The organism is Pseudomonas sp. LB1P83, assembly GCF_054897885.1.
In genome coordinates, this window is record NZ_CM142709.1 from 3,409,239 (window position 1) to 3,426,350 (window position 17,112).

At 60.5% G+C, this 17,112-nt stretch carries 17 protein-coding genes and 1 pseudogene; 8 read left to right on the forward strand and 10 right to left on the reverse strand.

Annotated features, from left to right (window positions below; all coding sequences use genetic code 11):
* Window positions 1-142: 142 nt before the first annotated feature.
* Window positions 143-1,216: a diguanylate cyclase domain-containing protein gene (locus tag ACYZTY_RS15580; protein WP_461954448.1), complete on the forward strand. Its 1,074-nt coding sequence runs from the start codon at window positions 143-145 to the stop codon at window positions 1,214-1,216.
* Between the two features lie 12 nt (window positions 1,217-1,228).
* Here ACYZTY_RS15580 and ACYZTY_RS15585 read toward each other — a convergent pair whose 3' ends face one another.
* Window positions 1,229-1,537 (reverse strand): RcnB family protein, encoded by a 309-nt coding sequence (locus ACYZTY_RS15585; RefSeq protein WP_461954449.1) that lies wholly within the window; start codon window positions 1,535-1,537, stop codon window positions 1,229-1,231.
* A 149-nt stretch (window positions 1,538-1,686) separates the two neighbouring features.
* Here ACYZTY_RS15585 and ACYZTY_RS15590 point away from each other — a divergent pair, with 149 nt between their 5' ends.
* Together ACYZTY_RS15590 and ACYZTY_RS15595 are read left to right on the forward strand one after the other, a co-directional pair.
* Window positions 1,687-2,292 carry a DJ-1/PfpI family protein gene (locus ACYZTY_RS15590; protein WP_461954450.1) on the forward strand — a complete coding sequence of 202 codons (606 nt, stop codon included), beginning with the start codon at window positions 1,687-1,689 and terminating at the stop codon, window positions 2,290-2,292.
* 196 nt (window positions 2,293-2,488) lie between these two features.
* Complete coding sequence (locus ACYZTY_RS15595; RefSeq protein WP_461954451.1) at window positions 2,489-4,300, forward strand: monovalent cation:proton antiporter-2 (CPA2) family protein; 1,812 nt, start codon at window positions 2,489-2,491, stop codon at window positions 4,298-4,300.
* Window positions 4,301-4,408: 108 nt separating this feature from the next.
* Here the strand turns inward: ACYZTY_RS15595 and hcnC are convergent, their stop codons facing one another.
* The 6 genes from hcnC to ACYZTY_RS15625 form a co-directional block, all read right to left on the reverse strand.
* A complete protein-coding gene (gene hcnC, locus ACYZTY_RS15600) occupies window positions 4,409-5,659 on the reverse strand; it encodes a cyanide-forming glycine dehydrogenase subunit HcnC (RefSeq protein ID WP_461954452.1) in 1,251 nt (416 codons plus the stop codon).
* The gene (gene hcnB, locus ACYZTY_RS15605; RefSeq protein ID WP_461954453.1) at window positions 5,652-7,061 is read right to left on the reverse strand and encodes a cyanide-forming glycine dehydrogenase subunit HcnB; all 1,410 of its coding nucleotides are present in this window, start codon (window positions 7,059-7,061) and stop codon (window positions 5,652-5,654) included. Before hcnB ends, hcnC begins: the two co-directional genes overlap by 8 nt.
* Window positions 7,058-7,372: a cyanide-forming glycine dehydrogenase subunit HcnA gene (hcnA, locus tag ACYZTY_RS15610; protein WP_461954454.1), complete on the reverse strand. Its 315-nt coding sequence runs from the start codon at window positions 7,370-7,372 to the stop codon at window positions 7,058-7,060. Before hcnA ends, hcnB begins: the two co-directional genes overlap by 4 nt.
* 244 nt (window positions 7,373-7,616) lie before the next feature.
* Window positions 7,617-8,156, reverse strand: coding sequence for a hypothetical protein (locus tag ACYZTY_RS15615; protein ID WP_461954455.1), 540 nt, complete (start codon window positions 8,154-8,156; stop codon window positions 7,617-7,619).
* 374 nt (window positions 8,157-8,530) lie between these two features.
* Window positions 8,531-9,469: a hypothetical protein gene (locus tag ACYZTY_RS15620; RefSeq protein ID WP_461954456.1), complete on the reverse strand. Its 939-nt coding sequence runs from the start codon at window positions 9,467-9,469 to the stop codon at window positions 8,531-8,533.
* A gap of 187 nt (window positions 9,470-9,656) precedes the next feature.
* Window positions 9,657-9,965 (reverse strand): YdcA family protein, encoded by a 309-nt coding sequence (locus ACYZTY_RS15625; RefSeq protein WP_461959330.1) that lies wholly within the window; start codon window positions 9,963-9,965, stop codon window positions 9,657-9,659.
* Window positions 9,966-10,142: 177 nt separating this feature from the next.
* Between ACYZTY_RS15625 and ACYZTY_RS15630 the strand changes: the two genes are divergently transcribed.
* The 3 genes and pseudogenes from ACYZTY_RS15630 to ACYZTY_RS15640 all read left to right on the forward strand — a co-directional run.
* Entirely contained in the window at window positions 10,143-10,826 is a 684-nt protein-coding gene (locus ACYZTY_RS15630) for a response regulator transcription factor (RefSeq protein ID WP_461954457.1), read from the forward strand.
* Window positions 10,804-12,198 carry a sensor histidine kinase gene (locus ACYZTY_RS15635; RefSeq protein ID WP_461954458.1) on the forward strand — a complete coding sequence of 465 codons (1,395 nt, stop codon included), beginning with the start codon at window positions 10,804-10,806 and terminating at the stop codon, window positions 12,196-12,198. The genes ACYZTY_RS15630 and ACYZTY_RS15635 overlap by 23 nt, the downstream gene beginning before the upstream one ends.
* Window positions 12,199-12,405: 207 nt before the next feature.
* Window positions 12,406-12,585 (forward strand): annotated as a pseudogene (locus ACYZTY_RS15640) (ATP-binding protein); the annotation flags it as partial.
* 179 nt (window positions 12,586-12,764) lie between these two features.
* Here ACYZTY_RS15640 and ACYZTY_RS15645 read toward each other — a convergent pair.
* From ACYZTY_RS15645 to ACYZTY_RS15655, 3 genes are read right to left on the reverse strand one after another with little or no spacing between them, the layout of a single operon-like run.
* Complete coding sequence (locus tag ACYZTY_RS15645; protein WP_461954459.1) at window positions 12,765-13,175, reverse strand: SRPBCC family protein; 411 nt, start codon at window positions 13,173-13,175, stop codon at window positions 12,765-12,767.
* Window positions 13,176-13,202: 27 nt separating this feature from the next.
* Window positions 13,203-14,000, reverse strand: coding sequence for an SDR family NAD(P)-dependent oxidoreductase (locus ACYZTY_RS15650; RefSeq protein WP_438658756.1), 798 nt, complete (start codon window positions 13,998-14,000; stop codon window positions 13,203-13,205).
* A gap of 11 nt (window positions 14,001-14,011) precedes the next feature.
* Window positions 14,012-15,019, reverse strand: coding sequence for an aldo/keto reductase (locus ACYZTY_RS15655; RefSeq protein WP_461954460.1), 1,008 nt, complete (start codon window positions 15,017-15,019; stop codon window positions 14,012-14,014).
* Window positions 15,020-15,209: 190 nt separating this feature from the next.
* Between ACYZTY_RS15655 and ACYZTY_RS15660 the strand changes: the two genes are divergently transcribed.
* Window positions 15,210-16,097: a LysR substrate-binding domain-containing protein gene (locus ACYZTY_RS15660; protein WP_461954461.1), complete on the forward strand. Its 888-nt coding sequence runs from the start codon at window positions 15,210-15,212 to the stop codon at window positions 16,095-16,097.
* 601 nt (window positions 16,098-16,698) lie between these two features.
* Window positions 16,699-17,058 carry a DUF6124 family protein gene (locus ACYZTY_RS15665; RefSeq protein WP_461954462.1) on the forward strand — a complete coding sequence of 120 codons (360 nt, stop codon included), beginning with the start codon at window positions 16,699-16,701 and terminating at the stop codon, window positions 17,056-17,058.
* The last annotated feature ends 54 nt before the right edge of the window (window positions 17,059-17,112 follow it).

Sequence of the window (17,112 nt, forward strand, 5' to 3'; positions counted from 1 at the left end):
ACCCAACAGGGCGTAATGGGCGCCGTTTTCCCAGAAATGTGCACCATTGGCAACCCATTCGGAACGGTTTTCAGCATTAACCTCAACTAAGATAACCAACACCAAGGCTCACGGATCAAAACGACACGATGGCAATTTTTCAATGAATGACGTCTGGACCAGCGCAGCCATCGGCTCAGTGATGCTTGTCCTGATCGTCGTGCTGATTTGCCGCGAGCGCTCGCTGCAAAAGCAGCTGACCGTGCATCGCGCATTGATCGCCAGTCTGTCCGAAGGTCTGCACATCCGCCAGGACGGCGACGCCGAGCGTTTCAAACGCAGCCAGTACTTTGCCCGCATCGGCACCTGGGACTGGGATGTCGACACCGACAAGCTCTACTGGTCGGACGCGATCTATGGAATGTTCGGCTTCAAGATCGGCGAGGTGACGCCCTCCTACGCGCTATTTTGCGCCTGCGTGCACCCGGACGATCGGGTCAAAGTCCGGGCCGGGGAACTGCGCTGTCTGGAAACCGGTGAAAACCATGACGAGGAATACCGCGTGGTCTGGCCCGACGGCAGTATTCGCTGGCTGCGGGAAACCGGCAACGTGGTCAAGAACGACCATGACGCCACCGTCAAGATGATGGGCGTCGTGCGTGACATCACCGAAGAAAAAGCCTCGGCCAGTTACCTGCAACACCTGGCCCATTACGACCCGCTGACCGGCCTGCCCAATCGCCTGGTGCTTGAAGAGCGCCTGTGCGAAGCGCTGGAACAGGCGCGCGTCAGCGCCACGCGGGTGGCGTTGGTGTTTGTCGACCTCAACGGGTTCAAGGCGATCAACGACCACTACGGTCACGCGGCCGGCGACCGGGTGCTGATCACTACTGCGACGCGGTTGAAGAAAATCCTGCGCTCAACCGACACCGTCGCCCGGATCGGCGGCGACGAATTCGTGGTGATTCTTCAGGGGCTGCCCCAAGGCGTCAGCCTGCAAGACGAGGCGCGCACCATCTGCCAGAAAATCTTCGTCGAGCTGTCACCGCCAATCACCATCGGCAACGACCAGCGCCACATCGGCACCAGCCTGGGCGTGGCGGTGTTCCCGGACCATGCGCCGAGCATGGACCGGTTGATTCACATTGCGGACCTGGCGATGTATGAGGCGAAACGCAGCGGGAATAATCAGTATCGGTTGGGCACTGAAAGCCCGGTGCGCGTTCACAGTGAATAGCGCCCTGGCGGCTCAACGCTCTATCGGCGTGATGTCCACAATCGTCCCGTTGGTCACCATCACCATCATGTACTTGTCATTTATCTGCACCCACTGCGCCTGTTCCTTCGGCGCTTTCAGGCCTTTCGTTTTCCAGTTGCCGATCGCTTTTTCGCTGCGCTGGTAAATGTCCGGGGCGCGGTCGCCGACCACCAGTTGGCGGGCGTTGGTGACTCCGGGCTGGACGGTTTTTGCAGGTGGATCATCCGCCTGAACGATGGGGCTGATACCGGCGAGGCCTGCGACAAGGGCAAGGCTGGCGATAAGGGTCTTGTTGTTCATCGATGAACCTCCAGTAAATTCATGGCACCTGAACTCCGACTGCGCCCGTATGGAATCATTCCTTACTGTTGCGATGATTCTGCCGCGGACTGTACGGGGAACCGGGCATTCGCTGGGCGTACGCTTGGCAAAAACCAGCAGGATTAGCCATGCACATCGCCATTCTGACCTTCGACGGCTTCAACGAACTCGATTCCCTGATTGCGTTCGGCATGCTCAGCCGGATTTCCCTGCTGGGTGACAAGGATTGGCACGTGCGCATCGCCTCACCGACACCACGCGTCACGTCGATGAACGGTTTGACCATCGACTCGCACATCGATCTGGCGCAAGCCTGTCAGGCTGACGCAGTGTTGGTGGGCAGTGGCAGGAAGACCCGTGAAGTGGCCGCCGACCCGGCGATCATGGATCAGCTGCGCTTCGACCCAGCCCGGCAGTTACTGGCGGCGCAATGTTCTGGCACCTTTCTGCTGGCCAGGCTCGGGCTGCTCGGTGATGCACCGGCGTGTACCGACAACATCAGCAAGCCTTGGGTGCAGGCGGCTGGCGTCAATGTCGTGAATCAGGCGTTCTATGCCAATGGCAATATCGCTACGGCGGGGGGGTGTCTGGCGGCGCAGTATTTGGCGGTGTGGTTGCTGGCTCGGCTCAAGAGCACTGAAGCGGCGCGGGAGGTGTTGCACAATTTCGCGCCGGTGGGTGAGAAGGACGAATATGTGGCTCGGGGGATGGCGCATATCGAGGCGTTTATCTGAGTGACGGGTTGCCCATTCGGACGCCATCGCGAGCAGGCTCACTCCCACATTGGATTAGTGTCGATCACCCCCCTGTAGGAGCGGGCTTGCTCGCGAAGGGGGCATAACAGCCAACATCAATTCATGTTCAAGGCTGACGCCTGAAGCCTCACCCTTTATCCTTGGCACTCCGCCGTACCGAGTTCTGGAGTAAGCCATGCCCCATGAAGGCAACCTGTTGCAAGCCGCTGTCGTTTTTCTGTTCGCGGCGGTGCTCACCGTGCCCTTGGCCAAACGTCTGCAATTAGGGGCGGTGTTGGGTTACCTGTTTGCCGGCGTGATCATCGGCCCGTCTGTGCTGGGCTTGATCGGCAATCCGCAAAGCGTCAGCCATATCTCCGAACTCGGCGTGGTGTTGCTGCTGTTCATCATTGGCCTGGAATTGTCGCCGCGTCGTTTGTGGGTGATGCGCAAATCGGTGTTTGGCGTCGGTCTGGCGCAGGTGCTGCTGACCGGCTCGGTGATCGGCGTGCTGGCGCTGTTTGTCTTCGGCCAGTCGCTGAACAGCGCCATCGTGCTCGGCCTAGGCCTGGCGCTGTCGTCCACCGCGTTTGGCCTGCAAAGCCTGGCGGAGCGCAAGGAACTCACCAGCCCCCATGGACGCTTGGCGTTTGCGATTCTGCTGTTCCAGGACATCGCCGCGATCCCGTTGATCGCCATGGTGCCGTTGCTGGCGGGCGGCGATCACACCACCACGGCGGCCGATGATTTGAATCACGGCTTGCGGGTATTGGGCAGCATCGCGGTCGTGGTGATCGGCGGACGGTATCTGCTGCGTCCGGTGTTTCGCGTGGTGGCCAAGACCGGTTTGCGCGAGGTGTCCACCGCCACCGCGTTGCTGGTGGTGATCGGCACGGCGTGGCTGATGGACCTGGTCGGTGTGTCGATGGCGCTCGGTGCGTTCCTCGCCGGGCTGCTGCTGGCGGACTCTGAGTATCGTCATGAACTGGAAGCGCAGATCGAACCGTTCAAGGGCCTGTTGCTGGGGCTGTTTTTCATCAGTGTCGGCATGGGCGCTAACCTGAGCCTGCTGGTCAGCGCGCCGATCGCGGTGTTGGGGCTGACCCTGCTGCTGATCGCAATCAAACTGCCGCTGCTGTTTGTGGTCGGCCGATTGGCCGGCGGGTTGGGCAAAGTCAGCGCCATTCGCCTCGGCATCGTGCTGGCGGCCGGCGGTGAGTTCGCGTTTGTGGTGTTCAAGATTGGTCGTGACCAGGGTTTGTTCGAGCCGCGTCTGTACGACTTGCTGGTGCTGACCATCACCTTGTCCATGGCCGTCACGCCGCTGTTGCTGCTGCTGTGCGCACGCCTGTATTCGCCGAAGGTGCAGCCTGTGGTAGTGCCGGAGAAATTCCGCGAAATCGATACCGACGCGCCGCGGGTGGTGATTGCCGGCATGGGCCGAATGGGACAGATCGTTGCGCGGATTCTGCGGGCGCAGAACATCAAGTTCGTGGCGCTGGACACCTCCGTGGAAACCATCGAGCTGTCCCGCAGCTTCGGCGGCGTGCCGGTGTTCTACGGCGACCCGATGCGCCCGGAGATCCTCAGCGCGGCCAAGGTCGAGCAGGCGGAATACTTTGTCATCGCCACCGATGACCCGGACACCAACATCAAGACCGCCGAGGTGGTGCACAAGCTCTATCCGCACATCAAAATCATCGCCCGGGCACGTAACCGTCAGCATGTGCACCGGTTGGTGGACCTCGGCGCCGAGGCGATTCGCGAGACCTATTATTCGAGCCTGGAAATGAGCCGCCGCACCCTGGTCGGGCTGGGGCTTACCCAGGCGCAGGCCGATGCGCGGATCAAGCGCTTCAAGCATCACGATGAACAGGTGCTGGAGGCTCAGCATGCGGTTTATGACGATGCGGCGAAGGTCTTGCAGACCGCCCAGGAAGCCCGGGGGGAATTGGCGCGGTTGTTTGAAGCGGATCAGATGGAGGAGCAGGAGGCCGGTAAGGTTTGAGGCTTGTGGTGTCAGTTATGACGCCTTCGCGGGCAAGCCTCGCTCCTACAGGTCCAGTGCCCTGTAGGAGCGAGGCTTGCCCGCGAAGAACGATAACCCGGTGTGATGTCAGGCCATTTTTTTCAACCCAACCTCCTCCACCGCAAACCGATCAGCCAAAAACGGTGTGATATCCAGCGGCAACGCCTCCCCATTCACCAGCTTATCCAGCAACACCCCGGTAATCGCCGACGTCAAAATCCCCGTGCGGAAATGCCCACAAGCATTGAGGTAACCCTCCACCCCGCTCATTGGCCCGAGAATCGGCAACTCATCCGGCGACCCCGGCCGCAGCCCGGCCCAGGTCCGTTTCAGGTTCACATCCGCCAACTCAGGAATACAGCGCACCGCACCCTGCACCAACCCGGCAATTTCCGGGTAGGTGGTGGTCACGTCGAAGCCTTTGTCCTCCGTCGTGCTACCAATCAGGATCTCGCCATTGTCCTTCTGCGCCACATAACAATCGCTGGTGGTCAGGCAACCGTTGAGGATTTTCGGCAGGCGCTCGGTCAGCAGAATCTGACCTTTGACAGGTTTCACCGGAATCCGGATCCCGGTGGCCTGCTCACTCAAATCCGCCGCCCAGGCACCCGCCGCGTTGATCAGCGTGTTGCAGTGAAACACCCCGGCCTCGGCCGTCTGCACGCCGCTGACGCGGGATCCATGGTGCAAAACCCCTGTGACGTTGGTGTTGAAGTACATGTCGACACCGTTCTGCCGCGCGCCTTCGGTGTAGGCGTCGGCCAGTCGAAACGGGCTGACCTGATGGTCGCAGAGAAACTCCAGCGCCCCGCTCGCTTCATGGCTGACACTCGGCTCGGCCTCGCGCAGCGCCGCCTGGTCGAGCCAGCGCACCTGATCCGCCAAGTGCGGAATGCAGGCGACAATGTGCTCAGCGTAGAGGTGGTCTTCTTCGTCGTAGATCACGAATTTCAGACCGGTCTTTTCGAACTTGAAATCCATCCCGTGGTTGTCTTTCAACTCCTGGTGCAGCGCCGGGTAAAGGGCGTTGGACTGCAAGGCAAAATCGAAGAACGACTGCGGCAGGATGTGCGGCGTGCTGGAATCCACCACCACCGCCGAACCCTGGGCCTCGCGCTTGCGGTTGGCCGACATCATGCGAAAGAAAATCACCCCGCAGCCCAGCCCAACCGACTCGCCGATCGCCCACAGGCCACCGGCTGAAGCACGGGTTGCGTTGCCCGGACGCTTGCAGTCAATCAACGCGACCTTGAGGTTTTTGCGTTTGGACAGCTGATAGGCACAGGACGCGCCGATCACACCGCCACCGGCGATGACCACGTCATAGAACTTACTCATGATTTGTGGCCTCCATGCCGACGGGGTGGAACGCAGAAAAGGGAATCGGATCGATCGGGAAGCGCGGCCGCAACCAGCCCACGTCCTGCCGCCCCGTGACTTGTCGCAAGCGGTCGGTGCAATAGCCGACGCACATGCGCCCCTGACAATCGCCCATGCTCACGCGGGTGCGCATTTTCAGGCTGGCCAGGTCTTGCACGCCCTGCTCCAGCGCCCGGTCGATGTCGGCACGGGTCGCGTGCTCGCAGCGGCAGATCACCGTGTCGGCGGCCGGCAGCGCGGTTTGCCCGGCACCGCGTTCGGTGTAGCGGTCGACCGCCGCGCGAAAGCGCACGATGGCTTTGAGTTTCGACAGATAGCGGTTGCGCCGTACCAGGGCCAGTTCCGCGTCCAGCACGTCCCGTTGCAACAGGATCGACGTGGCCGCGATCCGGCCCGCAAGCATCGCCGCTTCGCCACCGCGAATCCCGCCTATGTCGCCAGCCACGTGCACATGAGGCTCGCTGCTTTGCTGCCAGATATTGGCGCTGGCCCGCAGGTAACCGTCGTCGCTGTACCCATGATTCAGGCCCATTTGCTGGCTGAGTTGGGAGCGCGGGATGAAACCGTAGCCGACCGCCAGGGTTTGCGCTGATATCTGCTCGGCACGGCTCAGGTCCGGCACCCAGGTGCTGGAGTACGGCGCCACGGTCACGGAACTCAGTTCACCCTCGCCCTGCGCCGCCACCACGCCCCAGCCGTAATGCATCGGGATGCCATGCAGTTTGAGGAACGCGAGCATGCTCAAGCCATCGAGGAACAGCTGCGGCTTGTTCAGCAGTGACAGGCTTTCCCGAGCGATTTTGCCGAACGCACACGCCTCATAAACACCCGCGACGGTCACGCCGGACGCGTGCAGCTGACAGGCCACCAGCGGCAATAAAGGCCCGGTGCCAGCAATCATCACGGGGCCCTGAGGCTTGACCACTCCGCTCTTGATCTGCAATTGCAGGCCACCCAGCAGGATCACGCCGGGCAAGGTCCAGCCGGGAAACGGCACGCTACGTTCATGGCAACCGGCCGCGAGCACCAGTTGCGGATACTCGATTTCCTGCAAATGTTCGTCGGCGTCCAGCACCACCAACGCGCGCGTGCCTTCAGCACCGATCACGCGGTGGTTCAGGCGCACGTCGATCAGCGCCGAGTGTTCGTCAAACTCGCCATGCAACTTGGCCAGCACTTCCGAATATCGCGGCCCCAGATAGTCGAGTTGCACACCGTCACGCAGTGGTCCGCGATAGACCACGCCACCCAGTCGCGAAGCCTCTTCAAGCAACGTGCAACGTACGCCGTGTCGGGCCAGTTCAATGGCCGCAGCCATCCCCGCCGGCCCACCGCCGACAATCACAGGAAGCAGGCTCATACGCCCTCCTGCTCAACGACGCGGTTGACTTGGGTTTCGACCTTCATGCCGTCACGTACCACAGTCTGGCAGGCACGACGTTTGTGCCGGCCGTTGATTTTCACCAGGCAGCATTGGCACACGCCCATGCCGCAATAGGCGCCGCTGATTTGGTCGTGATCGTTACGGGCCACTTGGCGCAGGCCAAGGGATTGAATGACCGAGAGCACGGTTTCGCCGATGGCGGCACTGACCGCTTGGCCGTTGATGTGCACAGTCATATCCGCGCACCGCAGTGGCTGGATATCAAACGTTCTGTCTAAACGAGGCATTGCGATGTTCATCCATGATGAGTTCAGGTGAGGTTCCACAGCTCCTTGCTGCACTACACCTTGCAGGCCAACTGATACGCAAAAAACGAGACGGCCTGCACCGGTACTTCGACAGCGCAACAAGTGCGCGTCAAAGCAATGTAGTCGAAGCCAAAGAAGGGGCTTGGATCTTTTACGGTAGGGGATATTGCGTAAGCGAATATTGATCCAGGCCAGTGAAAGACACCGAACCCCAACCCGTCGATCAGTTGGAGAACACGTACGCGCCCTTGACCTTTTTCGAGCCAATGAAGCCCAGGTCAGGGAACAACAGGGTTTTTACCCAGGCGGCAAAAAACACCATGCCCAAGGTGATTGCAACGCCGAACACGGTCATCACCGGGTCTTCTTCATAGCCCTGGAACATCCGCGAGATCTGGCTGACGGTCAGAATCACGTAGAGGGTGTAAGCCTGTGCCGCGGTCTTGTAGAAACCCCAGGCAAAGGCCAGCGGTACCAACGCCGCAAACAGTGTGAAGAACACCACGGCACCGGGGCCGATCATCGAGCCCAGAAAAAACCCTGTGACCGCACCCAGCAATGCCTGGACGCAGGTCAGCGCGATCAGAATGTTGACCTTGAGTGAGTGTTTTTCCCGCAGTGCCGGATCCGGCCGGGCACCGATCCAGTAGGCCAGCACCCGATCCTTGACCGCCCTACCGGAAAACGCCTTGAACGTCTCGGTTTTGGAGCGCCCGGCGTCGAGCATCGCCACCAGTTGCCGTTTGATTTCCTTTTTGTCCAACGTACTTCTCCCCTTCTTAAGCCAAATGCGGAATAAGTGTGGGAGCGAGCCTGTGGTGAGGGGATTTATCCCCGTTCGGCTGCGAAGCAGTCGTAAATCATTGCTTGCGGTGTATCTGATACATCGCGGTTTTGAATTCGGGGCCGCTTCGCAGCCCAACGGGGATAAATCCCCTCACCACAGGCCCGCTCCCACAAGGGTTCATCTTCGCTTCTTTGGATGCCAGAAAGCAAAACGCCGCTTCCACCAGAGGCGGAAGCGGCAGAGGCATGTGCCTCAGCTAATCAATTCATGAACAGGGCGATCAGGATGATGATCGGGATTGGCACGCCAAGAAAGAACAGCAGTAATGAGCGCATGGTAATTCTCCTGGGTTAGCGAACAGGCAGCGAAGTGGTGGTCACATAATCGTCGGACTCCACATACACCACGGCATCCCGACGACGACCGCCGAAGGTTGCGGCGAGACTGGCGAAAAACGCACCGATCAGCAGCGCAATGAACATCCACAGCGACGTCCAGGCGGCGACTTTGGCGGCAGTGTCAGCGGCTTGTTGCGCAGCCAGTTTGGCGTCGGCCACGGCTTTTTGGGTACGGGCGTAGACTTCATCGACACGGCGCTCCGCATCCGCCTGGGTCAGGTTGGTACGTTGAGCAACCATTTGCGCCAGGTAAGTCCGGTCCTCGGCAGCCAGTTGACCGTCGTTGCTCAGGGAGCGAACGAAGATGCGAGTCACAGTGCTGCGGGCAGCGTCATCACTGACGGCCGCCGGGCGATCATCGCGGAACAGAGTGTCGACGAAGTAGCCATATTGGTCGCTGTTGGCATTACCAGCAGCCGTGCCAGCGGCTTGAGTCGCAGCACTCGCAGCGCCACCGACAACACTCGCCCCGGCCTGCACACCGCCGCTGACAATGCTGCTGACCGAACCGACGACCAGCGTCGCAGTCACCAGCGTTGCCACGCACCAGGCCAGGAAGCCATGGGCCGTGTCACGGAAATAGACTTCATCACCGTGCATGTTGGCCCACTTCACCCGCAGGCGACCGGCGATGTAGCCCCCGAGTCCGGACGCCAAGATTTGCGTAACGGCCAGCCAGACAATCGTTGAAATCCCCAGGCCCTTGGCACTCACGCCTTCATTGGCCCATGGTGAAACAGCCGAGAAACCCAAACCAAAACCCAGCAGCACCAGAATCAGCGACAAGGCCGCCGCCGCAGCGGCACCGGCGAAGATCGCCCCCCAGGACACACCCGAGAGCGTGCTTGATTCTTCTGCGGCAGGATAGAAACCATCAGAGGATCTATTCATTGTTGTATCGCTCCAGGCAGGAAAGATGGTGTTACAACTTTTCAAAGGAGTGAGTGCAGTCACCGTGCCAGTCGCCAACTTTTAATAAATCATTTGATTTCAATCACTTATAAATTTTGAACTTCCTCTGTCCATGCAATTTGCAAGGAACCGGCCATTGCAGCGGGTTTTATGCATTGCGTACGAACTACTTGCGCTTGTAACTCTTGTTGCCACTTGGCGTAAGGCAATACACCCCGCCTCGGGGGCCCGTGCAGAATGATCCGGTGCCGCAGGTGCAACCCTCGGCGCCCTGCAACAGCGTTTGCGATCGGGCCGTGCCCTGACCGCCGTACATCGCCGAACAGCTTTTCTTCGAGGCGCTGATCGAGCCGTCATTACACAGGAACAGATCGCCATCGCAGCGATCAATCCCACCCTTTTTTCCCGAACACGGTGTATTGCCGGCCCAAGCGGATGCGCTGGCAATGCACAGCAATAAGAGAACAATCGGCATCCCGCCGTGGCGGATCAAAGTGCGCACTGAGCAGCTTCCTGTCTGAATTGTGGCCGTATGATATCAATGCTCTACACACGTTCTCCAAGCAACATGAAAGTTAATTTATTAAGCCGCCAGTAATTCTTGGCAATATGCCCCCACACTCCGCCATGAACTGACTATCAGGCACGCCCTATGCCCCGCATCTTGACCATCGAAGACGACGCCGTGACCGCCCGGGAAATCGTCGCCGAACTCAGTAGCCACGGCCTCGACGTCGATTGGGTCAACAATGGCCGTGAAGGCCTGGAGCGTGCAGTCAGCGGCAATTACGACCTGATCACCCTCGACCGCATGCTGCCGGAGCTTGATGGCTTGGCGATCGTCACCACCCTGCGCACCATGGGCGTGGCCACGCCGATCCTGATGATCAGCGCCCTCTCCGACGTCGATGAGCGAGTGCGCGGCTTGCGGGCTGGCGGCGATGATTACCTGACCAAGCCGTTTGCCACCGATGAAATGGCCGCTCGGGTCGAGGTGCTGTTGCGCCGTCAGAACACCGTGACCGCCCAGGCGACCACGTTGCGGGTCGCTGATCTTGAGCTGAACCTGATCAGCCACGAAGCCAGCCGCGACGATCAGTTGCTGACGCTATTGCCCACCGAATACAAATTGCTGGAATTCCTGATGCGCAACACCGGGCAGATCCTGTCGCGGATGATGATTTTCGAAGAGGTCTGGGGTTATCACTTCGACCCCGGCACCAACCTCATCGACGTGCACATCGGCCGGCTGCGCAAAAAGATCGACCCGCCTGGCAAAGTCCCACTGATTCGCACCGTGCGAGGCTCGGGTTATGTCATTGCTGAACCCCTCTAACGGCTGGCGCTCTTCCAGCAGCCGCTTGCTCGCGCTCTACAGTTCGCTGTTTGTGATCTGGAGCGGGATCCTGATGGGGGTCATGTACTACGAGGTTTCAGCTTATCTGGACAACCTGGCCAAGCATTCGCTGATGCAACGTCAGCATCTGTTTTCGCACTTTCAAGGTGAACAGTTGGCCGACGCCCTCGCCGTCAGCATGACCTTCGACATTCGCGGCATCGACGCTTATGGCCTGTTCGATTCGCAGCACCGCTACCTCAGCGGAGCACTGCGGCACATGCCCAAAGGCCTGCCGCTGGATGGCAAGATCCACATGCTCGGCGACTGCGCCGAGTCTGACGACCCCAGCCTGCCCACCGACAGTTGCGACGCGGTCGCGACCCAGACAAAAGACGGCCGTTGGCTGGTGCTGGTGCGCGATAACGGTTCGTTGTTTGCCGTGACCCGAATCATTCTGCACGCGTTGTTCTGGGGCGTGACGCTGACCATCCTGCCGGGCATCGCCGGTTGGCATCTGTTGCGGCGGCGTCCGTTACGGCGGATTCGTGCGATTCAGGCCAGCGCCGAAGCCATCGTTGCCGGTGACCTGACCCGGCGTTTGCCGCTGTCAAACCGCCGCGATGAGCTGGACATGCTCGCGGCCATCGTCAACGCCATGCTTGAACGCATCGAACGCCTGATGAACGAGGTCAAGGGTGTGTGCGACAACATCGCCCATGACCTGCGCACACCGCTGACCCGCTTGCGGGCGCAGCTGTACCGGATCCAGCAGCAGGCGGACGACGGTTCGACGCTGGCCGTGCAGTTGGACTCCGTACTCGGTGAAGCGGATACCTTGATGGCGCGGTTTCGCGGGTTACTGCGGATTTCCGAACTGGAGGATCGCCAACGACGTTCCGGTTTTGTGCAGCTGGATCCGGTGCCGTTGCTGCAAGAGCTGCATGATTTTTACCTGCCGCTGGCGGAGGAAGGTGAACTGGTGTTCACGCTGCAATTGCCGACGTCGTTGCCAATGTTGAACGGTGATCGGGCGCTGCTGTTTGAAGCCGTGGCGAACCTGCTGAGCAACTCGATCAAATTTACACCGCCAGGTGGCGAGGTGATTTTGCGGGGGAGTAATGACGGTGGGCGCACGCGAATCGAAGTGCTCGACTCTGGGCCCGGTATTCCAGAAAGCGAACGCGAAGCGGTGTTCCAGCGTTTTTACCGTGCCGAGGGTGGGAATCAGAAAAGCGGGTTCGGGTTGGGGTTGTCGATCGTCGCGGCGATTGTCAGCCTGCATGGGTTTGCGCTTGACGTGGGCACCAGTGAACTGGGGGGCGCGCGGTTGGTACTCGATTGCGGCCAAGACTTGATACCCCAAACCTGAAGCCCCACACCATTGTGTAGCAGCTGCCGAGCCTGCGAGGCTGCGTTCGGCGACGCAGTCGTCGTGAAATCCCCCCTGCGGTGTGCCAGGAAAACCGCGTTCGCAGGGTTTACGACGACTGCGTCGCCGAACGCAGCCTCGCAGGCTCGGCAGCTGCTACAAAGGTTGCGTTGTACTTCTAGGTTGGGTAGTTCGCCCGCAGGGCCGCTAATCCAGCGCTTTTACCGTGCTGAGGGCGGGAGTCAGAAAAGCGGGTTCGGCTTGGGGTTGTCGATCGTTGCGGCGATTGTCAGCCTGCATGGGTTTGCGCTTGAAGTGGGCACCAGTGAACTCGGCGGGGCGCGGTTGGTGCTTGATTGCGGGCAGGATCTTATACCCCAGACCTGAAACCCCACACCATTGTGTAGCAGCTGCCGAGCCTGCGAGGCTGCGTTCGGCGACGCAGTCGTCGTGAAATCAACCACTGCGGTGTATCAGGAAAATCGCGTTCGCAGGGTTTACGACGACTGCGTCGCCGAACGCAGCCTCGCAGGCTCGGCAGCTGCTACAAAGGTTGCGTTGTACTTCTAGGTTGGGTAGTTCGCCCGCAGGGCCTCGAGGCCGCCCTGATAAATCCCGGTAAACAACTCCTCAACCTCTTGATCACTCACCCCGACCGGTAGAAACCGACCCGACCACGTCACCCGAGCTCCCTGCCCCTGGGCCTCAACCTTGATCGTCGCCAGATACTCGGTCGCCGGAAACGGTGCCTGCAAAATCGAGTAACTGTAAGTCTTCCCGGCGTTATCAAACGCCTCCAACCGCTCAACCACCACCGCCCCATCCGCCGTTTGCAGGCTACGTACCCGCCCGCCTTCACTCAGTTCGCTTTTCGGGATAAACGGCAGCCAGTCCGGCAGCGTGTCGAAGCCGCCAATCAATTGCCAAACCTCTTCGGCCGAAGCCGGAATGTCGATAAACGCTGATGCAGTTGCCATGTAATGTTCTCGCTCAATCAATGAAATTCAGATCGCCATGCTGTCGACAACGCCGCCGTCGACCCGCAAGGCCGCGCCCGTCGTGGCCGAGGACAGCGGTGAGGCGATGTAGGCCACCAGGTTGGCGACTTCCTCGACATCCGCCACCCGCTGGATGATCGACGTCGGCCGCGCCTTGCGCACGAACGCATCGGCCTCCTCCTTGACACTGCGCCCCGATGCGGCGGTGGCGTCCTTGAGCATCTGTTCCAGGCCATCGGTCAATGTCGGGCCCGGCAGGATTGCGTTGACCGTCACGCCCGTGCCCGCCAGCCGTTTGGCCAGACCGTGGGACACCGCAAGGTTGGCACTTTTGGTCACGCCGTAATTGAGCATGTCCGCCGGGATGGCGATGCCGGATTCCGAGGACAGGAAAATCACCCGGCCCCAGCCCTGCTTGACCATGTCCGGCACGTAATGCCGGGACAGGCGCACGCCGGAGATCACATTGACCTCATAGAAGCGCGTCCACTCGCTGTCCGGCGTGTCGAAGAAATCCACGTCGTTGAAGATCCCGAGGTTGTTCACCAGGATGTCGGCGCGCGGTTCAGCGACGAACAGCTGCTCGGCACCTTCGGCCGTGCCGAGGTCGGCGGTCAGGCCGCGCAGTTGCGCGCCCGGCACGCTCTGGCGAATGCTCGCCAGCGCCTGTTCGACCTTGGCTGTTTCGCGGCCGATCACCACCACCGTGGCGCCGGATTCGGCCAGCGCCTTGCTGATGCCCAGGCCAATGCCGGCGGTGCTGCCGCTGACAATCGCCAATTTTCCAGTCAGATCGATCTTCATGCTCAAACTCCTCAGATTGGCAATGGAGCGCGTTCGCTCACCAGTTTCGCGTCGCGCATCGCTTGCCAGAAACCAGCAGGAATGACGGCCGACAGTGCGGCCACATCTTCAGCAATACGGTCCGGACGGCTGGAGCCAGGAATCACCGCGGCCACGGCCGGGTTGGCGAGCGAGAACTGCAACGCAGCGGCCTTGATGTCGACACCGTGGGCGGCAGCGATGCGTTTGATCTGCTCGACTTTGTTGACGATCGCCGGGCTGGCCTTCTGGTACTCGAAGTGCGTGCCACCGGCCAGAATGCCCGAGCTGTAAGGACCGCCGACCACGATCTCGACGTTCTGCGCCAGGGCTGCGCCCATCAAACGCTGCAAGGCACGGTCGTGGTCGAGAAGCGTGTAGCGACCCGCCAGCAGAAAACCGTCCGGCTGGGCTTCGGTCAGATCAAGGGTCAGTTCGCAAGGCTCGACCTTGTTCACGCCCAGGCCCCAGCCCTTGATCACGCCTTCTTCGCGCAAACGGGTCAGCACTTTGAACGCACCGGTGCGGGCCTGATTGAAGTATTCCAGCCACTGGTCGCCGTAGAAATCCTGCGCGATGTCATGCACCCAGACGATGTCCAGGCGATCGGTTTGCAGACGCTTGAGGCTGTCTTCGATCGAACGCATCGTCGCGTCGGCGCTGTAATCGTTGACGATCTTGTTCGGGCGACCGTGTTCGAACACCCCGCTTTTTTCACCCAGGTCGCGGGCGGCGACGTCTTCGACTTCATCCAGGATGACCCGGCCGACTTTGCTGCTCAGCACGTAGTCATCGCGGTTGTATTTAGCCAACGCGGCGCCCAGGCGAATCTCCGACAGGCCCGAACCGTAAAACGGCGCGGTGTCGAAGTAACGTACGCCGGCATCCCAGGCAGCGTGGACGGTGGCCTGCGCCTCGTCCTCAGGGATGGCGCGGAACATGTTGCCCAATGGGGCAGTACCGAAACCCAGCGCGCCGGGCAGTTTGTCTTTCAAGCTCATGGAAAATACCTCTCAAATGTCTGATAAACCCTGTAGGAGCCGGCTTGCTGGCGATGGCGGCGAAACAGTCGACAGCTTGACGAACCGCATCGCCAGCAGCCGGCTCCTACACCGTTGAGCAGATCCTAGATTGCGACGATCGGACCGTCCAAGACATAATGCGCAGCACTTGAGTCCCAAGAGGTCTGACATGATCGACATCCGTCAATTGCGCTACTTTGTCGCCGTCGCCGAAGAAGAACACGTCGGTCGCGCCGCCGAACGTTTGCACATTTCCCAGTCGCCCCTGAGCCGGCAGATCGCCCAGCTCGAAGAACGCCTGGGCCTGACCCTGTTCGAGCGCAGCCAGCAACGCATCCGCCTGACCCGCGACGGCCAGACCTTCCTCGCCGAAACCCGCGCCCTGCTAACCCACGCCAGCCGCCTCGAATCTTTGGGCAAACGCCTCGGTCGCGGCGAAGAAGGCGGCTTGTGCATCGGCTACATTGAAAACGCCATGCACGCCGGCGTGCTGCCCAATGCCCTGCGGGTGCTGCGCGTCGATCGGCCGAACGTGCACGTTGCGCTGTACAACCAGAGCTCCGCCGAACAACTCGAAGGCCTGCGACAGCGTAGTCTCGATATCGCGCTGGTCAGCGAACCGCCCGTCGCCGACGATCCGGACCTGCTGGGTTTTCAAGTGCTGGACGACCCGATGCTGCTGGCCCTGCCGGAGGACCATCCCCTCGCCCACCAAGCCACACTGACCCCGGCCGACCTCGCCGATCAGGAGTGGATCGGCGTGCAGCACCTCACTAGCCGTGCAGACTTTGTCAGTGCCTGCATCCGCGCAGGCTTCACCCCGGACATCCGCATGGAAGCCACCGGCCCCTTCACTGCATTGGCGCTGGTGTCCTCGGGACTGGGCATCGCGATGATTCAGAAAGGCTTGAGCCGCAACGCACCGCCGGGCGTGGTGCTGCGGGAAGTGCCGTGGATTGGCTACACCAGACCGCTGTGGGCGGCGTGGCACCGGATCAATCTGCGGCCGTTGGTGGAGACGTTCAGGAAGGTGCTGACGGAGCCGGGCCCGCATTGATCGTTCCCCGCGTGGGGAACGATCCAACCCTGTGGTGGTGACACCTTAAAGTGTGAAGTTCACAAAAACCCTGTGGCGAGGGAGCTTGCTCCTGTTCGGCTGCGTAGCAGGCGCCAGACCATCCGACGCGGTCATCCTGACAGTACGTGGTTGCAGGTGTTGGGGCCGCTGCGCGACCCAGCGAGAGCAAGCTCCCTCGCCACAGAGTCTGCTGATGCGGCCCTTATCCCACTCATCTGTTTAAGCGCGAAACAGCGCTTGTTTAAACACCCTCAAAGATACTTCCTGAAAGCTACAAATCCTTGCGCCGTTGCCTACGGCTGCGCCAGAATCCGCCGGCTTGTGCGCCTAACGGCCGCTCGGTAACTTGATTCCTGTCACTGCCCATCAGTGATCGGGTTTAGTCGCCCGGCTAAGTTAAAGCGGTCGCACGAGCATCGTCAGCAGGTATTCGCCTGTACTTATGGCAGCTGTGCGCAAGGCGTCTTCGGACGCGCCGGATTTTTGCTTTTCCTTACCGGTCGACTAACTTGCGCACGGCTGCCACCCCCTCGTTTAGTCGCGAGATGGTTGCGGCCCCTACTACAAAAGGGAAGCATCTATGTTCAAAGTCACACCTAATCCACCAGGCACCGATCCAGCCTCGCCGTACGAACCCGATTCAAAAAAACTCAACGAAGCCGCCGAGCGCGCCCTCGACTTCCACTTCCCATCGAACGCCGACATCAAAGCCACCCCACGAACCCGCAGCACCCTGTTCTCCGTAGACCCGGAAGCCACGGCCGAAACATTGGCGGTGTATCTCGTCGAGACGCTAGCCTCGGTCGATGTGATGGTCCACCAGTTGGTGGATCATCTGGAGGGTGAGTCGCGTTATGCGCTGCTGGGAATTTCCAACAGCATCATGATGGCGGAGATCACGGCGAATCGAGTGCTGGATAAAATTGATTTGCCCAAGTAGGTCGTGGGTAGCTGATGTTGGGCTGTGCAATGGTCCCTTTTTTGGGGCCGTTGC

What these genes read in the sequence shown, in the direction of transcription:
- ACYZTY_RS15580 (WP_461954448.1), top strand. Translation starts at nt 143, where the DNA reads ATGAATGACGTCTGGACCAGCGCAGCCATCGGCTCAGTGATGCTTGTC.
- ACYZTY_RS15585 (WP_461954449.1), bottom strand. Translation starts at nt 1,537, where the DNA reads ATGAACAACAAGACCCTTATCGCCAGCCTTGCCCTTGTCGCAGGCCTC.
- ACYZTY_RS15590 (WP_461954450.1), top strand. Translation starts at nt 1,687, where the DNA reads ATGCACATCGCCATTCTGACCTTCGACGGCTTCAACGAACTCGATTCC.
- ACYZTY_RS15595 (WP_461954451.1), top strand. Translation starts at nt 2,489, where the DNA reads ATGCCCCATGAAGGCAACCTGTTGCAAGCCGCTGTCGTTTTTCTGTTC.
- hcnC (WP_461954452.1), bottom strand. Translation starts at nt 5,659, where the DNA reads ATGAGTAAGTTCTATGACGTGGTCATCGCCGGTGGCGGTGTGATCGGC.
- hcnB (WP_461954453.1), bottom strand. Translation starts at nt 7,061, where the DNA reads ATGAGCCTGCTTCCTGTGATTGTCGGCGGTGGGCCGGCGGGGATGGCT.
- hcnA (WP_461954454.1), bottom strand. Translation starts at nt 7,372, where the DNA reads ATGCCTCGTTTAGACAGAACGTTTGATATCCAGCCACTGCGGTGCGCG.
- ACYZTY_RS15620 (WP_461954456.1), bottom strand. Translation starts at nt 9,469, where the DNA reads ATGAATAGATCCTCTGATGGTTTCTATCCTGCCGCAGAAGAATCAAGC.
- ACYZTY_RS15625 (WP_461959330.1), bottom strand. Translation starts at nt 9,965, where the DNA reads ATGCCGATTGTTCTCTTATTGCTGTGCATTGCCAGCGCATCCGCTTGG.
- ACYZTY_RS15630 (WP_461954457.1), top strand. Translation starts at nt 10,143, where the DNA reads ATGCCCCGCATCTTGACCATCGAAGACGACGCCGTGACCGCCCGGGAA.
- ACYZTY_RS15635 (WP_461954458.1), top strand. Translation starts at nt 10,804, where the DNA reads ATGTCATTGCTGAACCCCTCTAACGGCTGGCGCTCTTCCAGCAGCCGC.
- ACYZTY_RS15645 (WP_461954459.1), bottom strand. Translation starts at nt 13,175, where the DNA reads ATGGCAACTGCATCAGCGTTTATCGACATTCCGGCTTCGGCCGAAGAG.
- ACYZTY_RS15650 (WP_438658756.1), bottom strand. Translation starts at nt 14,000, where the DNA reads ATGAAGATCGATCTGACTGGAAAATTGGCGATTGTCAGCGGCAGCACC.
- ACYZTY_RS15655 (WP_461954460.1), bottom strand. Translation starts at nt 15,019, where the DNA reads ATGAGCTTGAAAGACAAACTGCCCGGCGCGCTGGGTTTCGGTACTGCC.
- ACYZTY_RS15660 (WP_461954461.1), top strand. Translation starts at nt 15,210, where the DNA reads ATGATCGACATCCGTCAATTGCGCTACTTTGTCGCCGTCGCCGAAGAA.
- ACYZTY_RS15665 (WP_461954462.1), top strand. Translation starts at nt 16,699, where the DNA reads ATGTTCAAAGTCACACCTAATCCACCAGGCACCGATCCAGCCTCGCCG.